Consider the following 23,182-nt stretch of genomic DNA (forward strand, 5'->3'; position numbering starts at 1 on the left):
ACCGCACATTGCCGGAGGACGTGCTGCGGCTCGAAGTGGGGCGGCGCATGCTCGATCTGCTGCGCGCGGACTTCTTCGGCTCCTATGTCTGGGACGATACGCAGGGGGTTTTCACGAACCGCGTCGCCATCAATATGTCCGCCGATAATCTCGGCAATTACGAACGCTATTTCCAGTACCGCGATGTGCTCACGCCGCGTCTGCAGCACCAGCGCGCGGCGGTGCGTGTAACCGATGTGATGCCGCACGATGAGCTGGCGCGGACCGAGTTATTCAACGATTTTCTGCGCCGCGATGGATTGCACTGGGGCATGAATCTGTTCGCGTGGGACGGCGACACCAATATCGGCGATCTACGCATCTGGCGCGGCGCGCACCGCGAGAATTTTTCCGATAGCGAACTGGCAATTCTGGACCTGATCCGGCCGGCGTTCGTCGCCGCGCTGGCACGCTCGCGTAGCGCGGCGGGCATCGCGAAGCCGACGGACGGCGCGGCGCTGGAAATGCTGGACGGCGGCGATCCAATCGCTCGCCTGACACGGCGCGAGCGCGAAGTCGTGACGCTGGCCGCCGAAGGGTTGCTGGACAAGGAAATCGCGCAGCGGCTGGGGATTTCCTATACGACCGTGCGGACCCATCTCGACCGGTCGTTCCAGAAACTCGGCGTCAGCAATCGTTCCAGGCTTGCGCGACTGCTGCAATTGCCGCGCAGTTGACGATCGGAAACGCGCGGCTTAGGGCGTCGCTTGCATCTCTTCTTTAGCCGCGTCGATCAGGCCCAGTGCTGCCTGCGCGTCGCCGATACGCTCGACGGCGAGCAGCGCGAAGCGCGCGAGGAAGAGCGGCGCGCTGGCCTCGCCCAGATCGGTCATGGTCTGGCATAGCCGCGTGTAGACGGCGTCGAGTTCGCTGTCGGTCATGGTGTTCTCCTGTTCAATGTTTTGCCGATGAGTTCACGCCTGCAGCGCGTGCCGGAGTGCGTCGAGCGCGCGTTGTGCCAGCGTTGCGCCGCTGCCTTGCCAGCGTCCGAGCACGTGACCATCCGGGCGCACGAGATAAAGCGTGGCCGCTGTGGCGCCGTACATCGGGAACAGGCGGCGGGTGTGATCCCAGCCGCAGCGACGCGTGGCATCGACGGGCATTTGCTGCGCAAGCAGTACGAGTGCGAACGGCACGCTGCACGACGTTTCCAAAGTGTTCAAAGCGGCGGCCACCGTGCCGTCGTCGCTGAAATAAAACGCCGTGAAATGCGGGCCGACCAGATCGGTTATGTGTCCCGCACGCGCGCCGCCGCCGTCGACGATAGTGACGGGGCACTCGGGCAACACCGTGCCTGGCGCGGGACCGCTCGTGAGCGGATCGGAAACGGCGTTGAGCGGCGAATCCTGATAGGCGATTGCCGAGGTCTGGCGCGGATTGATCAGAGAGCGCACGCCGGGATGTCGTGCGGCAAGACCCAGCACCGCCGTGCGCATCAGTTCGAACGCGAACGAGGGCGGCGCCATGAATTCGGTGCTCTTCGTGCCGTAGCTCAGGTTCTCGTGCGCGGCAAACACGCGCTCGTCGGAATAGCTGTCGAGCAGGCGTTCATCGGCGCGTCCCTGGAGGGTGTAGGCGAGCTTCCACGCAAGATTGTCTGCATCGTCGATACCGGAATTCGCGCCGCGCACGCCGAAGATCGGCACGAGATGCGCGGCATCGCCCGCGAACAGCACGCGCCCATGACGATAGCGCTCCAGCGTGAGTGCGTTGGCCTTGTAGATCGTGATCCAGATGGGAGACCACGCAGCGGTCTCGCCCATCATGTCGAGCAGGTTTTGCACGCGCGGCATGACGTTTTCAGGCTTGACGGCCGCTTCGGCATCCTCGCCGTCGCGCAACTGATAATCGATGCGCCAGACGTTGTCGGGTTGCTTGTGCACGAGCACGGTCGAGCCGGGATTCGACGCCGGATCGAAATACGCGAGACGTTCCGTGGGCCGCGCGCTGTCGAGCAGGATATCGACGATCACATAGCGGCCTTCGTAGCTCGTGCCCTTGAGCTTGAGGCCCAGCGCTTCGCGCACGGTGCTGCGCCCGCCGTCCGCCGCCACCAGCCAGTCGGTTTGCGCTGTGTAGTCTCCTGCGGGCGTCGAGAGCGTGAGCGTCGCGCCCTGCGCATCGTGCTGCACCGAGGTCACTTTCGTGCGCCAGCGAATGTCGATGAGATTCGCGTGGCGTTCGGCGGCGTCGAGCAGGAATTGCTCGATGTGGTACTGCGCGAGATTGACCATCGGCGGCAGCTTCTGGTTGTCGTCCTGCGGCATCGTGAAGTGCAGGACTTCATCGTGGCGATAGAAGCTGCGCCCGCCGGTCCACGGCAGGCCCTTGGCGAGAAAGCCATCGAGCGCGCCCAGGCGTTCGATGATTTCCAGGCTGCGGCGCGAAATGCAGATGGCGCGGCTGCCGTGGCACACCGACTCGTCGGCTTCGATCAGCACCGAGCGCACGCCATGTTTTGCCAGGCCCAGGGCGATGGCGAGTCCGACCGGGCCGCCGCCGACGATCATGACCGCGTGACGCTGCGTTTCGTGGCCATCGGCAAGTTCGGGCAGGCGGGCGTCGTACTGCTTCGCCTCAAAGGGATAGGGCTTGAATGGGACGCTCATCGCGCGTTGTCTCCGATCGGAAATTTTTGTTCGCGCGCGGTGCCGGGCGCACCACGCGGCGCCGCGGGCTTCAAAAGCCGGGGCGATGCAGGGAGTATGGCAGGCGAGCGAGGTGGCGCTGTCCTCATTTTGGGTACAGCGCCGCCAGGGGCGAACGGGTGGCAGGGGCTTAACGTGCGTCGTTGGCGAGGCAGAGCGCGAAAAGCTGGCGCTGCCCCGAAATACCCAGGCGCTGATACGCGCGTTTCTGATAGGTGACGACGCTGCTGGGCTTCACGCCCATATGGTCGGCGATTTCAGCGGCGCTATGGCCTTCGAGCACGCCGCGCAGCGCGTCGAGTTCACGTTTCGACAGTGCGGGACAAAGCCTGCGTAGTCGCGCGAGCATCAGTTGCGGAATGCCCTGCTGGCTTTGCCCGCGCAGGGCGTAATGATGCTTCGTGGCCTCGCCGATCAGGGGCGCAAGCGATTCGACCAGTTCGACTTCGCCGGGCTGGAAGTTGCCGGCGTCGCGCTCCCGATAGAGATTCACGGACAGCCAGATATCGGCGGCGGCCTGCATGAGCAGGGAGAGCCGATCGGAAACATTCGGCGCGGCGTAGCAGGTCTGGCGATAGCCGTCGTGCGCGATGTCCTCGCTCGATTGCCAGTGGAGCACGAGCGAGGAGGGCTTTTCCGTAGCCTCGCCGTCGCCCGTCACAATGCGCTGATTGCCGTCGAGCGCGTAGAACAGGCGCGCGTAGGTGTCGGCGACGTCGCGCAGAAAGCGCCCGCCGCGATGGTCGGCAACCGAGACCGTGCGCGGCCGGTTGCCGAATTCGTATGCGAACACCGTGCATTGCGATACCGACGTGGCTGGGCCGAGCAGATTCAGCACCTCGGCGGCGAGTGCATTGGCGTCATCGCCGCCAATCGCGGCGACGAGGCCGGTGACGCGGGTCAGGTCGAAGGAGCCGGACGGACTGGCCTGTCGCGGCCGGTCGAGTCGCCAGTAACGCATGTTTCGTAAAGGAAAACGCCGAGGAAAAACAGCGGAGTAGAGCGCTAAAGCCTAGCACCGAAACGGCGCGCCGGGGCGGCCGCGAACGTTTGATCGATACCCGTTTCGGTCGCGCGGGCAAGGCAGGGCTGCAAGCAAGAATTCGCCCACTTGCGGTAATCTCCGTACTTGCGCCGAAATGGCGCAGATGTTTCCTTTCTTATCAGGTCGCTTCAAGCCGGAAACCCCCGCTATGTGGACTCTCCCCACCGCCATCCCGCCCGATTTTGGCACCGGGGTGGTTTTTCTCAGCGTGCTCGTGACACAACTCGGCGTGCCGGTTCCCGCGGCGCCGGTGCTGATACTGGCGGGCACCATGGCGGCGGGCGGGGAAGCGTCATATGTGAGTCTGCTGCTGGCCGCGGTGGTGGCGACCCTGTTCGCCGATTCGCTCTGGTTTACCGCGGGCCGCCTGCGTGGCCGCCGTCTGCTCAACGGCCTTGTGCGCTTTTCGCTGTCGCTCGATACGACGATTCGTGTCGCGCGCAATATCTTCGAACGTCATGGCGCGCCGATTCTGGCGGTCGCGAAGTTCGTGCCGGGCCTTGGGCTGATGTCCGCGCCGCTGCTCGGCACGACATCGATGGATGTGCGCATTTTTCTGCTCTGGGATGCGGTGGGCGCGATGCTCTGGGCCGGCACCTGGCTGATCGGCGGTGCCGCGCTGCATTCCGAAATCGCGCGCTTTGCGATGTTCGTGCGCGCCAATGGCTGGACCATTTTCGACGTGCTCGCCGTTGCGGGCGTGTTGTTTCTTGCGTATCGCTGGGCGCGCCGTCTGCAATTGCGCCACTGGCTCGCCACGCACCGCATTTCGCCCGATCAACTCGACGAGATGATGAAGTCAGCGGCGCCGCCGATCGTTTTCGATGCGCGGCCGCAGACCGTGCGCGAGAAGGAGGCGTACCGCATTCCGGGCGCGCAGCCGCTCAATCTCGATTCGAGCGAGGCGCTGCCCGCCGAGCTGGTCGCGCGTCCCATCGTGGTGTATTGCGTGTGCCCGAACGAGGTGACGGCCAAGCGCATCGTCAACCGCCTGCGCGACAAGCACATCTATCACGCGCACGCGCTCAGGGGCGGTCTCGATGCGTGGGAGCGGCGCGGTTATCCGGTCGAGCCGCTGTCGTCGGAATTCCACCGTGCGCATGGGCTGGCCGACGAGGCATTCGAAGCCGATGCCGAAGAGGAATTCACGGTGCGCGCGAGCCTTTCGAAGTAGGCATTCCGCGTCATGTCATGCGGCCCCGGAGCGCCGCATGACTTCGACATTGCGCACAAATTACGCGTTAATCAGGCGCGTTGCCGGCGTGAGCCGCCGCCGACATTCTGGCCCGCATCGCGCGCCATCTGTGCATATCCCCAGACCGACAGCAACGTCAGCACGCCCGCGCCCAGAAACGCGAGGCGGAAGTCGTCGAGTGTGAAGACGTGGCCGGTCGTTTCGCCATGGAAACTCGCGGCCATGCGCAACGTGAGCGCGCCGAATGCGATCCCCAGACCATTGGTCATTTGCGACGCCGCACTCCAGAGCGTGCTGGCGGCGCTCATCTGCGGCTGCGCGACATCGGCATAGGCGAGCGTCGCAAGCGTCGAGAACTGCATCGAGCGCGTGACGCCGTAGACGAACACCACGATCAGCACGATGGCGAGCGGCACTTCGGGCGTGAGCAGGCCACAGGCGATCATCGACAGCCCCGCGATGGCGACATCGACCACCGCAACGAGGCGAAAGCCCCAGCGTTCGAGAATGCGGGTGGTGAGCGCCTTCATGCCCAGATTGCCAAGTGCGCTCGCGAGCAGCAACAGCCCCGACTTGAACGCCGATAACCCGAAGCCGATCTGGAACAGCAGCGGCATCAGATACGGCGCCGCGCCGATGCCGATACGCGTGATCGAGCCGGTCACGACCGTCACCGAAAAGGTTGGGATTTTCAGCGTGGACACATCGACGAGCGGCGTGGGGTGACGTTTTGCATGTACGAAAGCGATGACGCCCACCAGCACGCCCGCTACCACGATGGCCGCCGCGCGCCACGGATTTTCGCCGGGCTGGCTGGCGAGTTCCGCGCCGTAGAGGATCGCCGTGAGCGCGGCACCGCTGAGCACCAGGCCCACGACGTCGAGCGGACGACGATGCTCGCCGCGCAGATTCGGCACGATCGTTGCGATCGCAACGAGCACGGCCAGTCCGAACGGCACGTTGAGCAGAAAGATCCAGCGCCACGACGCGTAGGTCGTGATGAAGCCGCCCACCGGCGGCCCGATCACGGGCGCTGCGATGGCGGGCCACGTAATGGTGGAAATGGCCTGCATCAGCCGGCTCTTGTCGGTGCTGCGCACCACGATCATGCGGCCGACCGGCACCATCATCGCGCCGCCCATGCCTTGCAGCACGCGCGCGGCGACGAATTCGCCAAGGTTCTGCGAAACGCCGCAGAGCATCGAGGCCAGCGTGAACGTCACCACCGCGCCGAAAAACACGGTGCGCGAGCCGCAACGGTCGGCGACCCAGCCGCTCGCCGGGATGAAGATGGCCAGCGCCAGCATATAGGCGGTCACGCCCAGACTCAGGCTATTCGGCCCGACGCCGAACGAGTGCGCCATCTGCGGGAGCGCCGTGGCGATCACGGTGGTATCCAGATACTCCATGAAGAACGTCGCCGCGACGATGTAGGGCAGCCAGCGGATCGCGGCGGCGCGTGCGGAACCGGGTTGTACCGTTTGGTTCATTGTGCCGCCTCGTGCAAGGCGGCTTGAGAGTGACGGAAACAAATGTAGGCAGGCATGGTGCGCATGGTGCATCGGCAAGAAAACAAACGAGGCAATAGTTTCCGATACGAAAGTGACGGTGTACAGCCTCGCGCGCATGTCCAGGCGGCTGGAAGATTACGGCGGGTGCACGGCAGCGTTGGCGGGAGGCGCGTACACTCGTCGGCGCTTCTTCAACGCACGATTTGTGGAGGATGGGAAATGGAATACCGTTTTCTGGGCGCATCGGGTTTCAAGGTGCCGGTGCTGAGCTTCGGTACGGGGACGTTCGGCGGCAAGGGCGAATTCTTCGAAGCGTGGGGCGCAACCGATGTGGCCGAAGCGCGGCGACTCATCGACATCTGCCTCGATGCGGGCGTGACGATGTTCGATACGGCCGATATCTATTCGCGCGGGGTGTCGGAGTCGGTGCTGGGCGAGGCGCTCAAGGGACGCCGCGACAAGGCGATCATCTCGACCAAGGCGACGTTTCGTTTCGACGAAGACGACGCCAATAACGTCGGCTCGTCGCGCTTTCATTTGAAGCGCGCCGTCGATGCCGCGCTCAAGCGTCTGCAAACCGACTATATCGACCTGTTCCAGCTTCACGGGTTCGATGCGAAAACGCCCGCCGAAGAAGTGCTCTCGACGCTCGACGAACTGGTGCGCGCGGGCAAGATCCTCTATACGGGCGTGTCGAATTTCTCGGGCTGGCATCTGATGAAATCGCTCGGTGTGGCGGATCGGTATGGTTATCCGCGTTACGTCGCCAATCAGACGTATTACTCGCTGATCGGTCGCGATTACGAATGGGAGCTGATGCCGCTCGGTCTCGATCAGGGCGTGGGCGCGGTGGTGTGGAGCCCGCTCGGCTGGGGGCGCCTGACTGGCAAGCTTCGCCGCGGCCAGCCGCTGCCGCAGACCAGCCGCCTGCACAAGACGGCCGAGCAGGGGCCGCCGGTGCCGGACGAATATCTGTTTCGCGTGCTCGACGCCATCGACGAAATCGCGCAGGAAACCGGCAAGACCGTGCCGCAGATCGCGCTGAACTGGCTGCTGCAGCGTCCGACGGTTTCGACCGTGCTGATCGGTGCGCGCGACGAGGCCCAGTTACGCCAGAATCTGGGCGCGGTGGGCTGGAATCTCACCACGGAGCAGGTCGCGAAGCTCGACGCGGCGAGTGCCGTGCGACCGGTGTATCCGTACTGGCATCAGGAAGGTTTCAGCGAGCGCAACCCGTCGCCGGTCTGATGCTGCAGGGGCCGCGCGCCGCTCAGTCCGACTCGGCGGAACGCAGGATTTCCGCCGCGCCAAGGTGGATCGCCAGCGCGTAGAACTCGCGTTCGCCGAGATTGGCGGCTTTGGCGATCGCCATGGCGCGGTCGTGGTCTTGCGGATGCAGCAGCAGTTTGACTTCGATCTTGGTGGGCGGCTTGAGGGTGTATTCCACGGCACATCTCCTTCGGTAATCGGGCGCATGGCCCGTGACGGGTGCGAAGCCCATTACCGGCCGCCAGTGCGCGCGCAAGCGCGAGCCGTTCGCCGTGGCTGATGCTGCGGCGGGTTGAACGGCGATTGACGTGGAGTGGGCCTGAGTTTCTGGCCAGCCGCGCCCACAACGGGCGCGGCGGCGCGATGCACGTGCCGGCGTTAGCGCGGCGCGGGCGATCGTTCTGCGACTGCAAAACAACTGCGGGTGGTACGGGTATTCGGTGTCTGGTACGGCGGATACGGCGGGCAAGCGCAAGGCATGAGCAACCAACCTCCGGAATTATTTTTCTTGCTGCGGTTGGGCACCGCATATGGTACGGACGAGAGTATAGCCAGATCAGTGCCTAGGGTAAACACCTATGTTGTTACCGTAGCGTCAAATGATTGTTGCAAAGAATGAGAAAGTCGAGCGCCGACACCGGACGACGCCTCTGTGGCGTGGTCCGGTATCGGCGGAATGAGGGGGGAAGCGGGATGACGGGCGGCGAGGGCCGCCCGAGGGACGCGCAGGGCGTGTTAGCCCGTGGTGTCCTTGCGCAGACGGGCGCGCGCCTCGCCGAGCGATTCGAAGCGGCCGTGCGTATCGTCGAAGATCGACACGGTGCCTTGCCCGATGTCGTACACCCAGCCTTGCAACTGAAGCTGGTTCTGCGCGACGCGAGCCGCGACGGCGGGGTGGGTGCGCAGATGCGTGAGTTGCAGGCGCACGTTTTCTTCCACGAGGGCCTGCACGATCTGGTTTTCGTCCAGACCGCGCGTTTGCACGACGCTGCGCGCCGCTTCGGCGTTGCGCAACCAGGCCGTTACCGTGGGCATGTTGGCGGTGGCCGTGCCGCCCGAGGCGAGGCCCTTCATCGCGCCGCAGTCGGTATGGCCGCACAGCACGATCTGCTTGACGTTCAGCGCCATCACGGCGAATTCGACCACGGCCGACACGCCGCCGAGCATTTCGCCGTAAGCCGGCACGATATTGCCGATGTTGCGGCAGACGAACAGCTCGCCGGGGCGAGCCTGCGTGATCATCTCAGGCGACACGCGCGAGTCGGCGCAGGTGATGAACAGCGTATGCGGGGCCTGACTGTGGGCGAGGCTCTGGAACAGCTCCTGGTTGCCCGGGAACACTTGATGAGTGAACTCGTCCACGCCGTCGAGGAGGTGCAGCAGATCGCAGCCGCACGATTCGGAGTGATCGTCGTGCGAGTGGTTATGGTCTGGCATGGAAGTTTCTCTCTTTATCATGAATCGACACAATCGAATGGCAACAGCGGAAGTTTACGCTGAGCCGCCGTGTTTCGGTTCGGAAACAAGCGGACGGGCGTGCGTTTTTCCCCCGTTTTTCTCCTGTTTCCGATCGTCACCAAAGTGCGTAAATCACGCGCTGCCTGAGCATTCGAAAGCGTATTTTCTCACGCACCGCGCGCTTCCGGCATCCCATCAAAAGTGATGTTTCGCATTGGCGCGGGCGGCTGCGTGGGCTTTTGTCATACGACCGGCCAGTCGGTTGTCAGCGCCTCCTGGCGTGGCTCCGGGGCCGGCGGGGCAGCATTGTACGCGACGCGGCGATTTATGCGAGCGGAGGTTTCCAGCAGGAAACGGCGCAGGTCTGGCAGACGGGCGAGCGTATTGGGTCGGCGCGTTCCAGTTAGTATGGATGCCGAAATAATTGCTGCGATAAAAAAGCCTGCCGCAGCGGTATGCGGCAGGCGTTACTCGCACCAGGGCCAGCGGCTCAGGATTCCATTGCGGGATGCGCGGCGCCTGCGCGTCGGCCTGGCATGAAGTACCAGAGGCCTGCCACCGTTTGCAGCACGATCAGCGCGGTCCACACAGTTTGATGCGCGACGACCGGATAGTGACCGTCCACGGCGCTCCAGTGTCCAAGCGCCGCGCCGATAGCGATCTGCGCGACAAAAATGCCCACGAAAATCACCAGCGTGAAGGTGGTGTTGACGCGGCCGATCAGGCGCGCGGGGAAATATTCGGCCAGCACGGCATAAGTGAGGATGCCAGTGCCACCCAGCGCGCCGTAGGCGGCCCACAGCAGCGGCGCAGGCACGGGCACACGCGCGGCGAGCAGTGCCTGGACCAGCACGAACAACGCCATCGTCACGCCGGAAAAGCGCGCCACGCTGACGCCGCGTCGCTCGAAGGCGCGCGCGAGCGCCCCGAAGCCGATATTCCCGACGATGAACGCGCCGCCCAGCACGGAAACCAGCGAGGCCGCGCGCGAGGCCACGTCCACCGTGCCCGCGGGCGTTACGTCGCGCAGGAACGCGCCGACCCACAGCGACTGCATCGCGTAGAACACCGTCTGCGTGAGCGCCGAAAACGTCGCCGTTTTCCAGAACGCATGGCTGCGCAGGATGTGCGCGGTGCCCTTGAACTGCTCGAGCAGGCTTGCCTGATGATGGGTGTCGCGCGTGCGCGGGCCGCCGATCCAGATGATGGCCGCGACCGCCGCCGTCAGCACGGCCAGCCCGAGGCTTACCGAGCGCCACGGCGCGATCGTCAGCAGCCAGGAGAGCGGCGCGCCGACCGCCACGCCGCCAAGACCGCCCACCGCCATCACGAGACCGTTGACGAGCGTGAGCTGGGCGACCGGAAAGTGCTGGGCCGTGGCCTTGAAAGCGCCGCCCAGACACACGGAAACGCCCACGCCCACCAGCAGGCGCCCGACCATCATCGCGCCGATGCTGTGCGAAAGGCCGAACACCAGCGCGCCAGCGGCGGCCACCAGCATCACGCAGGCGGTGACGCGGCGCGGGCCGAAGTGATCGAGCAGCACGCCGCCTGGAATCTGCGCGCCCGCAAAGCCGAGGAAATACAGGCTCGTGAGGGTGCCCAGATCGGTGGCTGTGAAGCCCATTTCGTGCGTCAGGAACGGTGCGAAGCCGAGGTTGACGCCCCGGAACAGATAGGAAACGAAGTAGCCGAGCGCGAAGACGGCGAATACGCGCAATCTGAGTGCGGTCATGATGCGGAAGGTCGACGGGCGCGTCGGGTGCCGTAAAGGCTGCGATCCGCGCGGTCCGAAAGCTTTTTGAATGGCTGGGACATGATTATTGGCGAAAGCCAGGCACGAGGCCAGCGAGAGATTTCAGTCGCGATTGTGAGTAGAATTTGACGTCATGTCCCGATCGCTCCCTCCCTTGCAGGCCCTGCGCGCGCTAGAAGCGGCGGCGCGGCGGCGCAGTTTCAGCCGCGCGGCGGAAGAGTTGCATTTGACGCACAGTGCCGTGAGCCACCATTTGCGCGGGCTCGAAGCGGAACTCGGCGTCGAGCTGTTTCGCCGCGCGGGCAGCCGCATGATTCCCACGGCGGCGGGCGCGCAGCTGGCGGAACGCGTGCGACGCAGCCTCGACGAACTGCGCGAGGCACTCGACGCCACGCGACCCGGCGTGAGCGGTGTGACGCGGCTCGAACTGAGTGTGATGTCCGATTTTGCATCGGTCTGGCTGATTCCGCGTCTGGGCGACTTCTACGATCGTCATCCCAATGTCGATCTGTCGCTGCGCATGCACGCGGGCGTCACGCCGCCCGATCCGTATCCGTTCGACATCGGCATCTGGCATCGGCGCGTGGACGAGCCGGGTTTCCAGATTCGCAAACTGCTCGACGATCAGGTGGTCGCCGTGTGCAGTCCGACACTGCTGGCGCGCTATCCCGGCTTTCGCATCGAGGATCTTGCGGCCATGCCTTTGCTGCGCTTTTCGCGCCGCTCGTGGCGCGATTTCTTCGAGGCTGCGGGCGTGGCCGGCGACGAGCCCGAGCGCGGCCCGGTGTTCGACGACGCGGGGCTGCTGTTGCAGGCGACCGTCGCGGGACAGGGCGCGGCCACGGCGCGCCTGCAACTGGCGCGCGGTTACATCGAGCGCGGCGAACTGGTGCAACTCGGGCAAGCCCGTATTCCCGCCTCGCTCGATTACTACTTCACCTGGCGCGAGGGGCATCCGCGCGAAGCGGCGATCCAGCAGTTCTATCGCTGGGTGAAGGCGCAACTGGCGATGTAATGCGTCGCGCAGTGCAAACATAAAGCGCGCGCTTTTTTCTTTCGTGAGTAAATGCGGGTAAAACCTGTGTTGGTGTCTGTCAACGCCAGGTGAATGACGCACGTTGCTTGTCGATAAGGACGCTAAAGGACGCAGTAAAGACAGCAAGATTGCACGTCAATCAATTGTGTCAATAGCGCGTATTCACGCCGCATGCACCTGATTGGCGCGTCCTTAAATGCTATTGAATAGCATTTGAATGAAGCGTTTGTCCTGGCATGCGGGATGGCGTGCAGGTCTGGCATTGACGGGTGCGGCGATTCCTCAGTGGAATCGAAGCTTTTTACCCACAGCTGAATAGTCATAGCGGTAGCTTTCGCATCAGACTCGTAATAAATAGAGTATCGTTAGTCCCCAATGTGCCTGGCAGGGCGAATGGATAGCAATCATCGCAATGTCGGCAGCGCGGTTTCCGGTAGTGAAGGGTGTGTAGTGCACGGGCCCGGTTTTTCAATTGGGCCATCAAAAAACTGTGACAACAGGAGAAACTGCATGAAGGCTATTCAGGCGTTCAAACTGGCAGCCGGCACGATGCTGGTCGCTGCTTCACTTCACGTCTATGCGCAGGACGCCGCCAGCGCGCCCGCTGCGCCGACCGACAGCGCCAAGGCCCAGGTCCAGCAGTCGAAACAGCAATACAAGTCGGCCAAGGCCGCTAACCGTGCGCTTTCGCGCAAGGTCCGCGCTGCGCTCGCCAAGGACAAGGACATCAGCGTGGCCAACATCACCGTCCGTGCCAAGGACGGCGCCGTGATCCTGCAAGGCACCGTGCCGGAGCAAGGTCAGGTCGACCACGCCACGGATGTGGCGAAGGGTGTGGCTGGCGTGACGTCGGTGAAGAATGCACTGACGATCCGTCCGGTCGGGACCTGATCGTCGATGCGCGACACGCGCCGGCCGCTTCGCGCGGCGGGCCAGTGTCACGCAGCGTCGCAGCCGCACAGGCGATCCGCGCAGCGGATTGTCCGTGCGGCTTTTTTGTTTTTATGGCTCGACGTATTGCATTGTTGGCGATTCGCCTAGCAGCAGCGCCTGATTGGCATCGGCGGCGGCGCGCAGATAGTCCCACAGCGACGTGATGCGCCTCAGCTTGCGCAATTCTTCGCGGCTACAGAGCCAGAAACGGCGCGTCACCATGACTTCGTCGGGCAGGATACTTACCAGCCGCGGATCGGGTTCGGCCATGAAGCACGGCAGGATCGCCAGCGCGCTGCCTTGCAGCGCCGCGTGATATTGCGCAATGACGCTGGTGCTGCACAGACTCGCGGTGACGTTGGGCGCGGTGCGTTCGAGATAGAGCAGTTCGTGGCTGAAGGCCAGATCGGCGACATAGTTGATGAAAGCGTGCTGGCGCAGATCCGCGGCCGATTGTATCGGCGCATGCTGTTGCAGATAGTCAGGTGTCCCATATAGTCTGAGCCGGTAGTCGCATAGCTTGGTATAGACGTACTGGCCGCGTTCGGGGCGTTCGAGCATGATGGCCAGATCGGCCTCGCGCTTGGACAGACTCACGAAATGCGGCACCGGCAGCAGATCGATCGACATATCGGGATGCTTGCCCGTAAAACGCGCCAGTTGCGGCGCAAGAAAAAAGCAGCCGAAACCTTCCGTCGATCCCACCCGCACATGCCCCGAGAGCGATTGCGCGCCCAGCGCAAATTGCTCGCTCGCCGATTGCACCGTCGTTTCCACCGCATCGGCGTAAGCCAGCAGACGCTGGCCCTCCGCCGTGAGCACGAAGCCGCCCGAGCGCGACTTGTCGAACAGCACGGTCCCCAATGCCGTTTCCAGCTCGCGCACGCGCCGCGCGACGGTGGTGTGATCCACGCCCAGCCGCCGTGCAGCGGCGCTTGCGCGCTGCGTGCGCGCCACTTCGAGGAAGTAGCGCAAATCGTCCCAGTTCAATGTCTCCATCTGTCTCGTTGTGTTTTTTTGCATATCGGATGGGCTTTTTCATCTCTATGCCGTGGATATTCGAATAACTATACTCGTTCGCAGACCGCTTCATACAGGCTTGCTTCACACCGCAACAGCCGCTTCGACAGACGGTCGCCTACTATAAAGATGGAGACAGACGATGCACATGCAGTCGACCCCCGAAGGGGCGGCAGTGGCCGTTCCCGTTTCTGGACAAAAACGCCGCGCGCGCGATTATCTGATCGCCGGCTGGGCCAGCATGGCCGGCACGACGATCGAGTGGTACGACTTCTTCCTTTACGGCACCGCCGCCGCCCTGGTTTTCAACAAGGTTTTCTTTCCCACGCTCGATCCGATTCTCGGCACGCTCGCGGCCTTCGCGACTTATGGCGTGGGCTTCGTGGGCCGCCCGATGGGCGGTATCGTGTTCGGCCACTTTGGCGACCGCATCGGGCGTAAATCGATGCTGCTGGCCACGCTCCTGCTGATGGGCATTCCGAGCATGGTGATCGGCCTGATTCCCTCCTACGCGAGCATCGGCTATTGGGCGGCGGTACTGCTCGTGGCCATGCGCTTCCTGCAAGGCATGGCCGTGGGCGGCGAGTGGGGCGGCGCGGTGCTGATGGCGGTCGAGCATGCGCCACCGGGCCGCAAGGGCTTTTTCGGCTCGCTGCCGCAAACGGGTGTGGGCTTCGGGCTGATTCTGTCGTCGATTGCGATGGCGGCCGTCACAGCGCTGCCCGAAGCGGATCTGCTCTCCTGGGGCTGGCGCGTGCCGTTTCTCGCCAGCATCCTGCTTGTGCTGGTCGGCTGGGTGATCCGGGTGCGTGTGCCTGAATCGCCGGACTTCGAGCGGGTGAAGAGCCAGGGTGAGCCGGTCAAGGCGCCCGTGCTCGAAGTGTTGCGTCGCCAGCCGCGCGAACTGCTGACCATCATCGGTGCACGCACGGCGGAAAATACCTGGTTCTACCTGGTAGTGGCGTTCGCGCTGGCTTATGCGGCGAACCAGCTCAAGATTCCCAAGGTGCAGATCCTGCATGCGATCACGGCGGGTGCGGTGCTTTCGCTCGTGACGATGCCGTTCTCCGGGTGGCTGAGCGATCGCATCGGCCAGAAGCGCCTGTTTCTCGTGGGCCTTGTGATCATGGCGCTGTTCGCCGCGCCGTTCTTCACGATGCTTGAAACGCTGCATGCGGCAACGGTCTGGTGGGCGATGGTGCTGGGTGTGGGCGTCGTGTTTCCGATTCTCTACGCGCCGGAATCGCAACTGTTTGCAGCGCAGTTCCCCGCTGAAATTCGTTATTCAGGCATTTCGGTGTCTGTGCAGGTGGCCGGCGTGCTGGGCGGCGGCGTCGCGCCGATGATCGCGACCGCGCTGCTCGCCTACGGTGGCGGCAAGCCGCATTACGTGGTGGCTTATATGGTCGTGCTGGCGGTGATCGCCTTCGTGTGTACGCTTTTGATGCGCTCGCACCACGATTGAAAATTAATTGGCAATCCTGTTCAAATGAGCGATGCGCGGCCAAGGCCGGATCGTTCGAACCTTTTGAGAGAGAGTTCAAGATGAACGCAGTCACCCAGGCATCCAATGCGCACGTTTCGACCGTCAAGCTGCTGATCGACGGCGAGTTTGTCGAATCGAAAACGACCGAATGGCGCGACATCGTCAATCCGGCCACTCAGGAAGTGCTGGCCCGCGTGCCCTTCGCCACGGTCGCGGAAGTCGATCAGGCCGTGCAGAGCGCGCACGCGGCATTCGCCAGCTGGAAGAACACGTCGATCGGCACGCGTTTGCGCATCATGCTCAAGCTTCAGGCGCTGATTCGCGAGAACATGTCGCGCATCGCGCAGACGCTCACGGCCGAGCAGGGCAAGACGCTGCCCGACGCGGAAGGCGATATCTTCCGCGGCCTGGAAGTGGTCGAGCATGCCTGCTCGATCGGCACGCTGCAGCAAGGCGGTTTCGCGGAAAACGTCGCGGGCGGGGTGGACACCTACACCTTGCAGCAGCCGATCGGCGTTTGCGCCGGCATCACGCCGTTCAACTTCCCCGCGATGATTCCGCTGTGGATGTTCCCGATGGCGATCGTCTGCGGCAATACGTTCGTGCTCAAGCCGTCGGAACAGGACCCGCTGTCGACTATGCAACTGGTCGAACTGGCGCTCGAAGCTGGCGTGCCGAAGGGCGTGCTCAACGTCGTGCACGGCGGCAAGGAAGTGGTCGACGCGATCTGCTCGCATCCGCTCATCAAGGCGATTTCGTTCGTTGGATCGACCGCAGTGGGCACGCATGTTTATCGACTTGGCAGCGAGCACGGCAAGCGCGTGCAGTCGATGATGGGCGCGAAGAATCACGCCGTCGTGTTGCCCGACGCGAATCGCGAGCAGGCGATCAATGCCCTGGTGGGCGCGGCGTTCGGCGCGGCGGGACAGCGTTGCATGGCGACTTCGGTGGTGGTGCTGGTGGGCGCGGCGCAGCAGTGGGTGCCGGAACTGGTCGAAAAAGCGAAGACGCTCAAGGTCAATGCGGGCCACGAGCCGAAAACCGACGTCGGCCCGGTCGTCTCGCGCGCGGCGAAGCAGCGCATTCTGGGCCTGATCGAATCGGGCGTGAAGCAGGGCGCAACGCTCGCGCTCGATGGCCGCGACGTCAAGGTGCCGGGCTACGAGAGCGGCAACTTCGTCGGCCCGACGGTCTTCACGGACGTGAAGACGGACATGGATATCTATACCAACGAAATCTTCGGGCCGGTGCTGGTGGTGCTCACGGCCAACACGCTCGACGAGGCGATTGCGCTCGTCAACGCGAATCCGTTTGGCAACGGCGTGGGTCTTTTCACGCAAAGCGGCGCGGCGGCCCGCAAATTCCAGAGCGAAATCGATATCGGCCAGGTAGGCATCAATATTCCGATTCCGGTGCCGGTGCCGTATTTCAGCTTCACGGGTTCGCGCGGTTCGAAGCTCGGCGATCTGGGCCCGTATGGCAAGCAGGTCGTGCAGTTCTATACGCAGACCAAGACCGTGACAGCGCGCTGGTTCGATGACGCCACCGTCAACGACGGCGTGAACACGACGATCAGCCTGCGCTGAGCGCGGGTTGAGCAGCCACCATCCAGGGAGAATCGCTCATGAAAATAGGTTTCGTCGGGCTGGGCCATATGGGTGCGCCGATGGCGCTCAATCTGCTCAAGGCCGGGCACACGCTGAGTGTGTTCGATCTGAGCGAGCAGGCCATGCAGACGCTGGCCGATGCGGGCGCAACGAAAGCCGCGTCGCCCAAAGCGGCGGTGACCGGCGCCGAATGGGTCGTCACCATGCTGCCCGCCGCCGCGCACGTGCGCAGCGTCCTGACCGCCGAAGACGGCGTGCTGGCGGGTATCGCGAAGGGCGTGACGATCATCGATTCGAGCACGATCGATCCGGCCAGCGCGCGCGAATTCGGCAAGCTGGCGCAGGCCAACGGCAACAGTTTCGTGGATGCGCCAGTTTCTGGCGGCACGGGCGGCGCCGCAGCCGGCACGCTCACTTTCATGGTGGGCGGCAGCGCAGCGCTCTATGAGAGCGTGAAGCCGGTGCTCTCGGGCATGGGCAAGAACATCGTCCATTGCGGCGACACGGGCACGGGACAGGTCGCGAAGATCTGCAACAACCTCGTGCTGGGCGTGACGATGGCGGGTGTGGCGGAGGCGATGGCGCTGGGCGAAGCGCTCGGCATCGACGCGAAGGTGCTGGGCGGCATCATGAATACTTCGACGGGCCGCTGCTGGAGTTCGGATACCTATAACCCGTTTCCGGGCGTGATCGAAACGGCGCCGTCCTCGCGCGGCTATACGGGCGGCTTCGGCACCGATCTCATGCTCAAGGATCTGGGCCTCGCCACCGATGCCGCGAAAAGCGCGCATCAGCCCGCGTTCATGGGGGCGATCGCGCAGCAGCTCTATCAGGCGATGAGCAGCCAGGGCGACGGCAAGCTCGATTTTTCGGCGGTCATCAAGCTGTATCGAGGCAACAAGGGTTAGGCGTTCACCCCTGAAATAAACGGCGCGTGCGGAGTTCATTCCGCCCGCGCCGTTTCTACATCACGCTCTTTCGATTGCGGCCATGCGCGCTTCGATGCGCGCGAGCAGGCGCTTGAACCACGCGTTGAGCAGCGTGTTGGACGCGGCTGCCAGCGTCGAGCACGCGAGGATGCGATAGACGTCGTTGCGCGTGAGTTTCGAGGGCCGCGCGGGATCGAGCCAGTCTTCGTTGGCAACCAGCAGTTCCAGCGTTTCGAGGCCGATCAGGATCGGCCACAGGCACGCCAGGCGCAGACGCACCGAAAGACGCGGCAGCGCGAACGTATAGTCGATGGCTGCGCGGAAGTGGTCGAGCGCGATGCGCACGAGGCCGAACATGAGCGGGCGGGCGCGCGCCGACGTGCCCGGATGCATCAGATCCTCGGGCGTGAGCGCGGCCTGTGCAAGCATCGTCGCGGGCAGATAGCAGCGGCCGATGCGCAGATCCTTGCCGCAATCGCGCAGCACGTTCACCAGCTGCAGCGCCTTGCCGAAGCGCACGCCGCGTTGATACATGGTCTCGCGCAGCGCGGGCGCCAGTGTGCCCGGCAGATGCATATAGGTCATCTTCGTCCAGAACTCGCCCACGCATCCCGCCACCAGATACGTATAGCGGTCGAGCGCGTCCCAGGTGCCGAGCGCGGCCACCTGGCCCGAGCGTTCGTCGGGGAAGGTGTTCAGATCGAATTCCATGCCTTCGGTGAGCGTCGTGACGATCTCGCGCACGGCCACGCGGTCGGCCTCGTCGAGCTGTGCGAGCACGTCGAGCGCGCCGCCGAGCGATTCGAGCAGCAGCTTTTCATCCGATTGCGCCTGCTGGCCCGCGACTTCGCTGGCGATGCGCTCCAGGGCGTCATCGTTCGCGTTGCCGGTGTCCGTGCCGTTCACGCGCTCGCGAAACGCGAGCAGCAGCGCGAGGCGCTGGGCCGGCGGGATCAGCGAGGTATCGGCGATGGTGTCGGCTGCGCGTGCGAGCAGATACGCCTCGCCCACGGGGTCGCGCATGCCGGCGGGCAGCACGCGCATCGTGAGGTAGAACGAGCGGGAAACGCCCTTGAGCAAGGGGCCGAGCAGGAAGGCCCGATTAGAATTCTGCATATCGGTTAGGGCAGTGGAGCGGGCATCAGGGCCCGCAATAAAGCGGCAGCCGCATTGTAGCGTGGACGAGGGTACGAACCTTCCATGACAGGCGATCGACACAGCCACTGTGCGTCGCTGTGTGCCACTGAGCGCCGATGCGTCCCTTTGCGCGCGCATTCATCCGATTGTGTGCTGCCTGTTTGTGCTCTGTCAGCGTTGGTAATCCATCTCATTACAGCGAATTTCGAATTCCGTTCGCCGCCTGTGTGCACAAGATGCAAATGAAAGGTGCCGCAGCCCCCACTGGTCCGCATGATCCGGCGAATTCGTCCTTGCGCCGCGCCCGCTGCGCAATATTGATGAAAGTAATCCACGTAACGCGTGGGTAACGCCCCGCGCCGCCGCGCCCTCTAGACTCCGCCGATGCTTTCGTCACGGAGTGCCGTTTATGTCCACGTCCACGTCACTTGCCATCGATTCGCTGCGCGGTTTCGAGCTGACCGCGGACGGTCAGTATCTGATGGTCAACGGCAATCAGCCGGATAGCGTCGCGCTGCATTGCTCCGTCCTGCACGAGATGCTGGCCGCGCTATCCAACGCCATCGGCCGCTCGGAGCGCATTCGCCACAAAACCGCGAGCGTGAAGTTCGCGATGCCGTGCGAGGCGTGGGAAGTGGGCCGCGAAAACGGCGCCGTGCAGCACCTCGTGGTGAGCTTCCGGCTGCCCGGCGGCGCGGAACTGTCGTTCCGGCTGCATCCTTCGCAGGCCGCGCATATGACCGAAGTGCTCTCGCTCGCAACGGGTCTTGCCAAACCCCTGCGGCCCAGCGGAATGCGCATGCAATAGCGGCCCATAACACGATGCACGCGTATTAGCGACGTGCGCCCAATTCGTCACGCGCTGGCGCGGTTCGCCGCGCCGCGTCTCTCGCGTCGCGCCGGTTCGCGCGGCGTATTCGTTTGTCTTCGCTGGCCTACTTCTCGACCTCCCGCATGACGGTTTCATCTTCTACGCGCTACGCCCGCGCGCTGACCTTCGCCGGCTTCGGATTCGGCATCGCGGCCACCGCGCACGCCACCGAGCCCTTCGTGGTCCAGGACATCCGTATCGATGGACTGGCGCGCATCGAGCCCGGCACCGTGTTCGCCTATCTGCCGATCAAGCAGGGCGATACCTTCTCCGACGACAAGGCTTCCGACGCCATCCGCGCGCTCTACGCCACGGGTTTTTTCAGCGACGTGCGGATTTCCGTCACGGGCGGCACGGTAGTCGTGCAGGTGCAGGAGCGCCCGGCGATCGGCACGATCGACTTCGCGGGCATCCACGAATTCGACAAGGACAATCTCACCAAGGCACTCGCCGCCGTGGGCCTGTCGCCTGGGCGCAGCTTCGACAAGGCGCTGGTCGACAAGTCCGAGCAGGAACTCAAGCGCCAGTACCTCACGCGCGGCTACTACGCCGCCGAAGTGACGACCACCGTCACGCCAATCGACCGCAACCGCGTGGGCCTGCTGTTTTCCGTCGTGGAAGGGCCGAGCGCCAAGATCCGCCAGGTCAACTTCATCGGCAACAAGGTGTTCAGCGAGAGCACCCTGCACGACGAAATGCAGCTCTCCACGCCGAACTGGTTCTCGTGGTACACGAAAAACGATCTGTACTCCAAAGACAAGCTGACCGGCGATCTGGAGAACGTGCGCTCGTACTATCTCGACCGCGGTTACCTGGAGTTCAACATCGACTCGACCCAGGTGTCGCTCTCGCCCGACAAGAAGGACATGTACCTGACGATCTCGGTGCATGAGGGCGAGCCGTACACGATTTCGAGCGTCAATCTCGCGGGCAATCTGCTCGATCGCGAGGCGGAATTGAAGAAGCTTATCGGCGTGAAGGCGGGGCAGCGCTTTTCGGCGCAGAAGCTCAAGGACACCACCAAGGCGCTGGTCGACAAGCTCGGTGAATACGGCTACGCGTTTGCGACCGTCAACGCCGAGCCGCAGATCGACCAGGTTCATCACACCGTCGCGCTCACGCTGCAGGTCGATCCGAGCCGCCGCGTCTATGTGCGCCGCGTGAACGTGGTGGGCAACACGCGTACCCGCGACGAAGTCGTGCGCCGCGAGATGCGCCAGCTCGAAAGCTCGTGGTTCGATTCGAACCGTCTCGCGCTCTCGAAAGACCGCATCAACCGTCTGGGCTATTTCACCGATGTCGAGGTGACCACCGTGCCTGTCGAAGGCACGCAGGACCAGGTGGATGTGGACGTGAAGGTGACCGAGAAGCCCACCGGCACGCTGTCGCTGGGCGTGGGCTACGGCTCGGGCGAGGGGCCGATTATTTCGGCGGGTATTTCGCAGGACAATGTGTTCGGCACGGGCAAGACCCTCTCGCTGAACGTCAATACGGCGTCCACCTACCGCACGCTGTCGGTGACGCAGATCGATCCGTATTTCACGGTGGACGGCATCAAGCGCATCACCGATGTCTATTACCGCACGACCGAGCCGCTCTACTATTCGAGCACCAACGACACGAGTTTCCGTATCGTTTCGTATGGCGCGGACATGAAGTTCGGCATCCCGTTCTCCGAGACCGATATGGTGTATTTCGGCCTCGGCATCGAACAGGACCGCCTCGACATCGACTCGGAAACGCCGCAGACCTATAAGGACTACGTGGCCGACTTCGGGCGCGTTTCGAACACGGTGCCGTTCACGGTGGGCTGGTCGCGCGACAATCGCGACAGCGCGCTGGTGCCAAGCCGCGGTTACTTCGCGCAGGCCAACGCCGAAGTCGGCACGCCGGCCGGCACGGAGTACTACAAGGCCGATGCGCAATTGCAGTACTACTATTCATTCGCGCGCGGCTTCGTGGTGGGCATGAACTTCCAGGGCGGCTACGGCAACGGCCTGGGCGGCAAGCCGTACCCGATCTTCAAGAATTACTACGCGGGCGGTATCGGCTCGGTGCGTGGTTACGAGTCGGGTTCGCTGGGGCCGCGCGACACGTCCACCAACGACCCGATCGGCGGCTCGAAGATGGTTGTCGGCAATATCGAGCTGACCTTCCCGCTGCCGGGCACTGGCTACGACCGCACGCTGCGCGTGTTCACCTTCGTGGACGGCGGTAACGTCTGGGGCTCCGAAGGCAGCAGCACCGGCGCCAACGGCCTGCGCTACAGCTACGGCGCCGGCCTGGAGTGGATTTCGCCGATCGGCCCGCTCAAGCTCGACCTCGGTTTCCCGATCGTCAAGCACGCGGGCGACCAGTACCAGAAGTTCCAGTTCCAGATCGGCACGTCGTTCTAAACGAAAGACCCTTAAAAGTCGATCGTCGACGTCAGCTCGACCGTGCGGCCCAGGCCCACGGCGAGCTGGTTCGAGCCGGCGGCGCTCCAGTAGCGCTTGTTGGTGGCGTTCTCCAGGTTGGCCTGCACCGAAACGCGTTTGCCATGCACGCGCGTTTCGTAGCGCAGGCCCGCCGTGAAGAGCGTATAGCCGCCGATCCACGCCTGGTTCGCGCCGTTCACCGCGCGCGGCCCGGTGTAGTAAAGGCCGCCGTTGACGGCCAGACCCGCGAGCGCCGGCACGCGGTATTCGGCAAACAGATTCGCGGTGACGTGCGGCGTGTTCTCGGGCACCTTGCCGAGCAGCGTGGGATCGCTCGACTCCGTGGTTTTCGCATCGAGATACATCGCCGACGCCGACACCGACACGTTGCGCACCGGCTCGCCCTGCACGGAGAACTCCAGGCCGCGATAGCGCGCCATGCCGTCGAGCGTGTAGACGTTCGAGGTGTTGGTTTCCGCCGAAGGCTGGCGCAGGTTGAACAGCGCGAGCGAAACCAGCGTGTTGCCCGGCAGGCGCGTGCGCACGCCCACTTCTTCCTGGCGGCTCACGGCGGCAGGCAGGATCTGGTACGCGTTCGCCGCGGTCGCAGGCGCGCTGCCCGGCGATTCGAGCGCTTCCACATAGCTCGCGTAGACGCTCGTGGTGGGCGTGAGGCGATACGTGATGCTGCCCGAGGGCGAGGTGCGGTTGATGTTCTGGCTCGGCGTGCCGGCCTGCGAGCTGGTGTACTGCGAGTAGCGCACCGCGCCCATCACCTGCAGGCGCGAGGTCAGATCGATCTGATCGAACAGATAGAGACCGCTG

The 23,182-nt window shown here is 63.9% G+C and carries 20 protein-coding genes; 10 read left to right on the top strand and 10 right to left on the bottom strand.

The window, feature by feature from the left end; translation table 11 throughout:
* On the top strand, nt 1–716 hold a 716-nt coding region (locus VG320_RS14565), incomplete at its 5' end, for a helix-turn-helix transcriptional regulator (protein ID WP_327200807.1).
* Nucleotides 717–734: 18 nt separating this feature from the next.
* Here VG320_RS14565 and VG320_RS14570 read toward each other — a convergent pair.
* The 3 genes from VG320_RS14570 to VG320_RS14580 form a co-directional block, all read right to left on the bottom strand.
* Entirely contained in the window at nt 735–920 is a 186-nt protein-coding gene (locus VG320_RS14570; RefSeq protein ID WP_327200808.1) for a hypothetical protein, read from the bottom strand.
* A 33-nt stretch (nt 921–953) separates the two neighbouring features.
* Nucleotides 954–2,648, bottom strand: a complete 1,695-nt coding sequence (locus tag VG320_RS14575) for an FAD-dependent oxidoreductase (RefSeq protein ID WP_327200809.1) — start codon at nt 2,646–2,648, stop codon at nt 954–956.
* A gap of 169 nt (nt 2,649–2,817) precedes the next feature.
* Entirely contained in the window at nt 2,818–3,648 is an 831-nt protein-coding gene (locus VG320_RS14580; protein WP_327200810.1) for a helix-turn-helix transcriptional regulator, read from the bottom strand.
* Between the two features lie 232 nt (nt 3,649–3,880).
* Between VG320_RS14580 and VG320_RS14585 the strand changes: the two genes are divergently transcribed.
* A complete protein-coding gene (locus tag VG320_RS14585; RefSeq protein WP_327200811.1) occupies nt 3,881–4,906 on the top strand; it encodes a VTT domain-containing protein in 1,026 nt (341 codons plus the stop codon).
* Between the two features lie 71 nt (nt 4,907–4,977).
* Here the strand turns inward: VG320_RS14585 and VG320_RS14590 are convergent, their stop codons facing one another.
* A complete protein-coding gene (locus tag VG320_RS14590) occupies nt 4,978–6,417 on the bottom strand; it encodes a DHA2 family efflux MFS transporter permease subunit (RefSeq protein WP_327200812.1) in 1,440 nt (479 codons plus the stop codon).
* A 240-nt stretch (nt 6,418–6,657) separates the two neighbouring features.
* Between VG320_RS14590 and VG320_RS14595 the strand changes: the two genes are divergently transcribed.
* On the top strand, nt 6,658–7,686 hold the full coding sequence (locus VG320_RS14595; RefSeq protein ID WP_327200813.1) for an aldo/keto reductase: 1,029 nt from the start codon (nt 6,658–6,660) through the stop codon (nt 7,684–7,686).
* A gap of 22 nt (nt 7,687–7,708) precedes the next feature.
* On the opposite strand, the gene VG320_RS14600 is transcribed toward VG320_RS14595, so the two are convergent.
* The 3 genes from VG320_RS14600 to VG320_RS14610 form a co-directional block, all read right to left on the bottom strand.
* On the bottom strand, nt 7,709–7,885 hold the full coding sequence (locus VG320_RS14600) for a hypothetical protein (protein WP_327200814.1): 177 nt from the start codon (nt 7,883–7,885) through the stop codon (nt 7,709–7,711).
* A gap of 557 nt (nt 7,886–8,442) precedes the next feature.
* Entirely contained in the window at nt 8,443–9,144 is a 702-nt protein-coding gene (locus VG320_RS14605) for a carbonic anhydrase (RefSeq protein WP_327200815.1), read from the bottom strand.
* Nucleotides 9,145–9,655: 511 nt separating this feature from the next.
* Nucleotides 9,656–10,900: an MFS transporter gene (locus VG320_RS14610; RefSeq protein ID WP_327200816.1), complete on the bottom strand. Its 1,245-nt coding sequence runs from the start codon at nt 10,898–10,900 to the stop codon at nt 9,656–9,658.
* Between the two features lie 154 nt (nt 10,901–11,054).
* On the opposite strand from VG320_RS14610, the gene VG320_RS14615 reads away from it, so the two are divergent.
* Nucleotides 11,055–11,936, top strand: a complete 882-nt coding sequence (locus VG320_RS14615; protein WP_327200817.1) for a LysR substrate-binding domain-containing protein — start codon at nt 11,055–11,057, stop codon at nt 11,934–11,936.
* 531 nt (nt 11,937–12,467) lie between these two features.
* Complete coding sequence (locus tag VG320_RS14620; RefSeq protein ID WP_327200818.1) at nt 12,468–12,848, top strand: BON domain-containing protein; 381 nt, start codon at nt 12,468–12,470, stop codon at nt 12,846–12,848.
* 111 nt (nt 12,849–12,959) lie between these two features.
* Here VG320_RS14620 and VG320_RS14625 read toward each other — a convergent pair whose 3' ends face one another.
* Nucleotides 12,960–13,913 carry a LysR family transcriptional regulator gene (locus VG320_RS14625; protein ID WP_327200819.1) on the bottom strand — a complete coding sequence of 318 codons (954 nt, stop codon included), beginning with the start codon at nt 13,911–13,913 and terminating at the stop codon, nt 12,960–12,962.
* A 139-nt stretch (nt 13,914–14,052) separates the two neighbouring features.
* On the opposite strand from VG320_RS14625, the gene VG320_RS14630 reads away from it, so the two are divergent.
* From VG320_RS14630 to mmsB, 3 genes are all read left to right on the top strand, one after another.
* Entirely contained in the window at nt 14,053–15,375 is a 1,323-nt protein-coding gene (locus VG320_RS14630) for an MFS transporter (RefSeq protein WP_414696045.1), read from the top strand.
* 80 nt (nt 15,376–15,455) lie between these two features.
* Complete coding sequence (locus VG320_RS14635; RefSeq protein ID WP_327200821.1) at nt 15,456–16,982, top strand: CoA-acylating methylmalonate-semialdehyde dehydrogenase; 1,527 nt, start codon at nt 15,456–15,458, stop codon at nt 16,980–16,982.
* Between the two features lie 38 nt (nt 16,983–17,020).
* Complete coding sequence (mmsB, locus tag VG320_RS14640) at nt 17,021–17,911, top strand: 3-hydroxyisobutyrate dehydrogenase (protein ID WP_327200822.1); 891 nt, start codon at nt 17,021–17,023, stop codon at nt 17,909–17,911.
* Nucleotides 17,912–17,971: 60 nt separating this feature from the next.
* On the opposite strand, the gene VG320_RS14645 is transcribed toward mmsB, so the two are convergent.
* Nucleotides 17,972–19,156: a phytoene/squalene synthase family protein gene (locus VG320_RS14645; RefSeq protein ID WP_414696046.1), complete on the bottom strand. Its 1,185-nt coding sequence runs from the start codon at nt 19,154–19,156 to the stop codon at nt 17,972–17,974.
* 322 nt (nt 19,157–19,478) lie between these two features.
* On the opposite strand from VG320_RS14645, the gene VG320_RS14650 reads away from it, so the two are divergent.
* Nucleotides 19,479–19,877, top strand: a complete 399-nt coding sequence (locus VG320_RS14650) for a hypothetical protein (RefSeq protein WP_327200824.1) — start codon at nt 19,479–19,481, stop codon at nt 19,875–19,877.
* Nucleotides 19,878–20,023: 146 nt separating this feature from the next.
* On the top strand, nt 20,024–22,336 hold the full coding sequence (gene bamA, locus VG320_RS14655; protein WP_327200826.1) for an outer membrane protein assembly factor BamA: 2,313 nt from the start codon (nt 20,024–20,026) through the stop codon (nt 22,334–22,336).
* A gap of 11 nt (nt 22,337–22,347) precedes the next feature.
* Here the strand turns inward: bamA and VG320_RS14660 are convergent.
* On the bottom strand, nt 22,348–23,182 hold an 835-nt coding region (locus VG320_RS14660; RefSeq protein ID WP_327200825.1), incomplete at its 5' end, for a TonB-dependent receptor.

This window comes from Paraburkholderia sp., assembly GCF_035948235.1.
Taxonomy (GTDB): Bacteria; Pseudomonadota; Gammaproteobacteria; order Burkholderiales; family Burkholderiaceae; genus Paraburkholderia.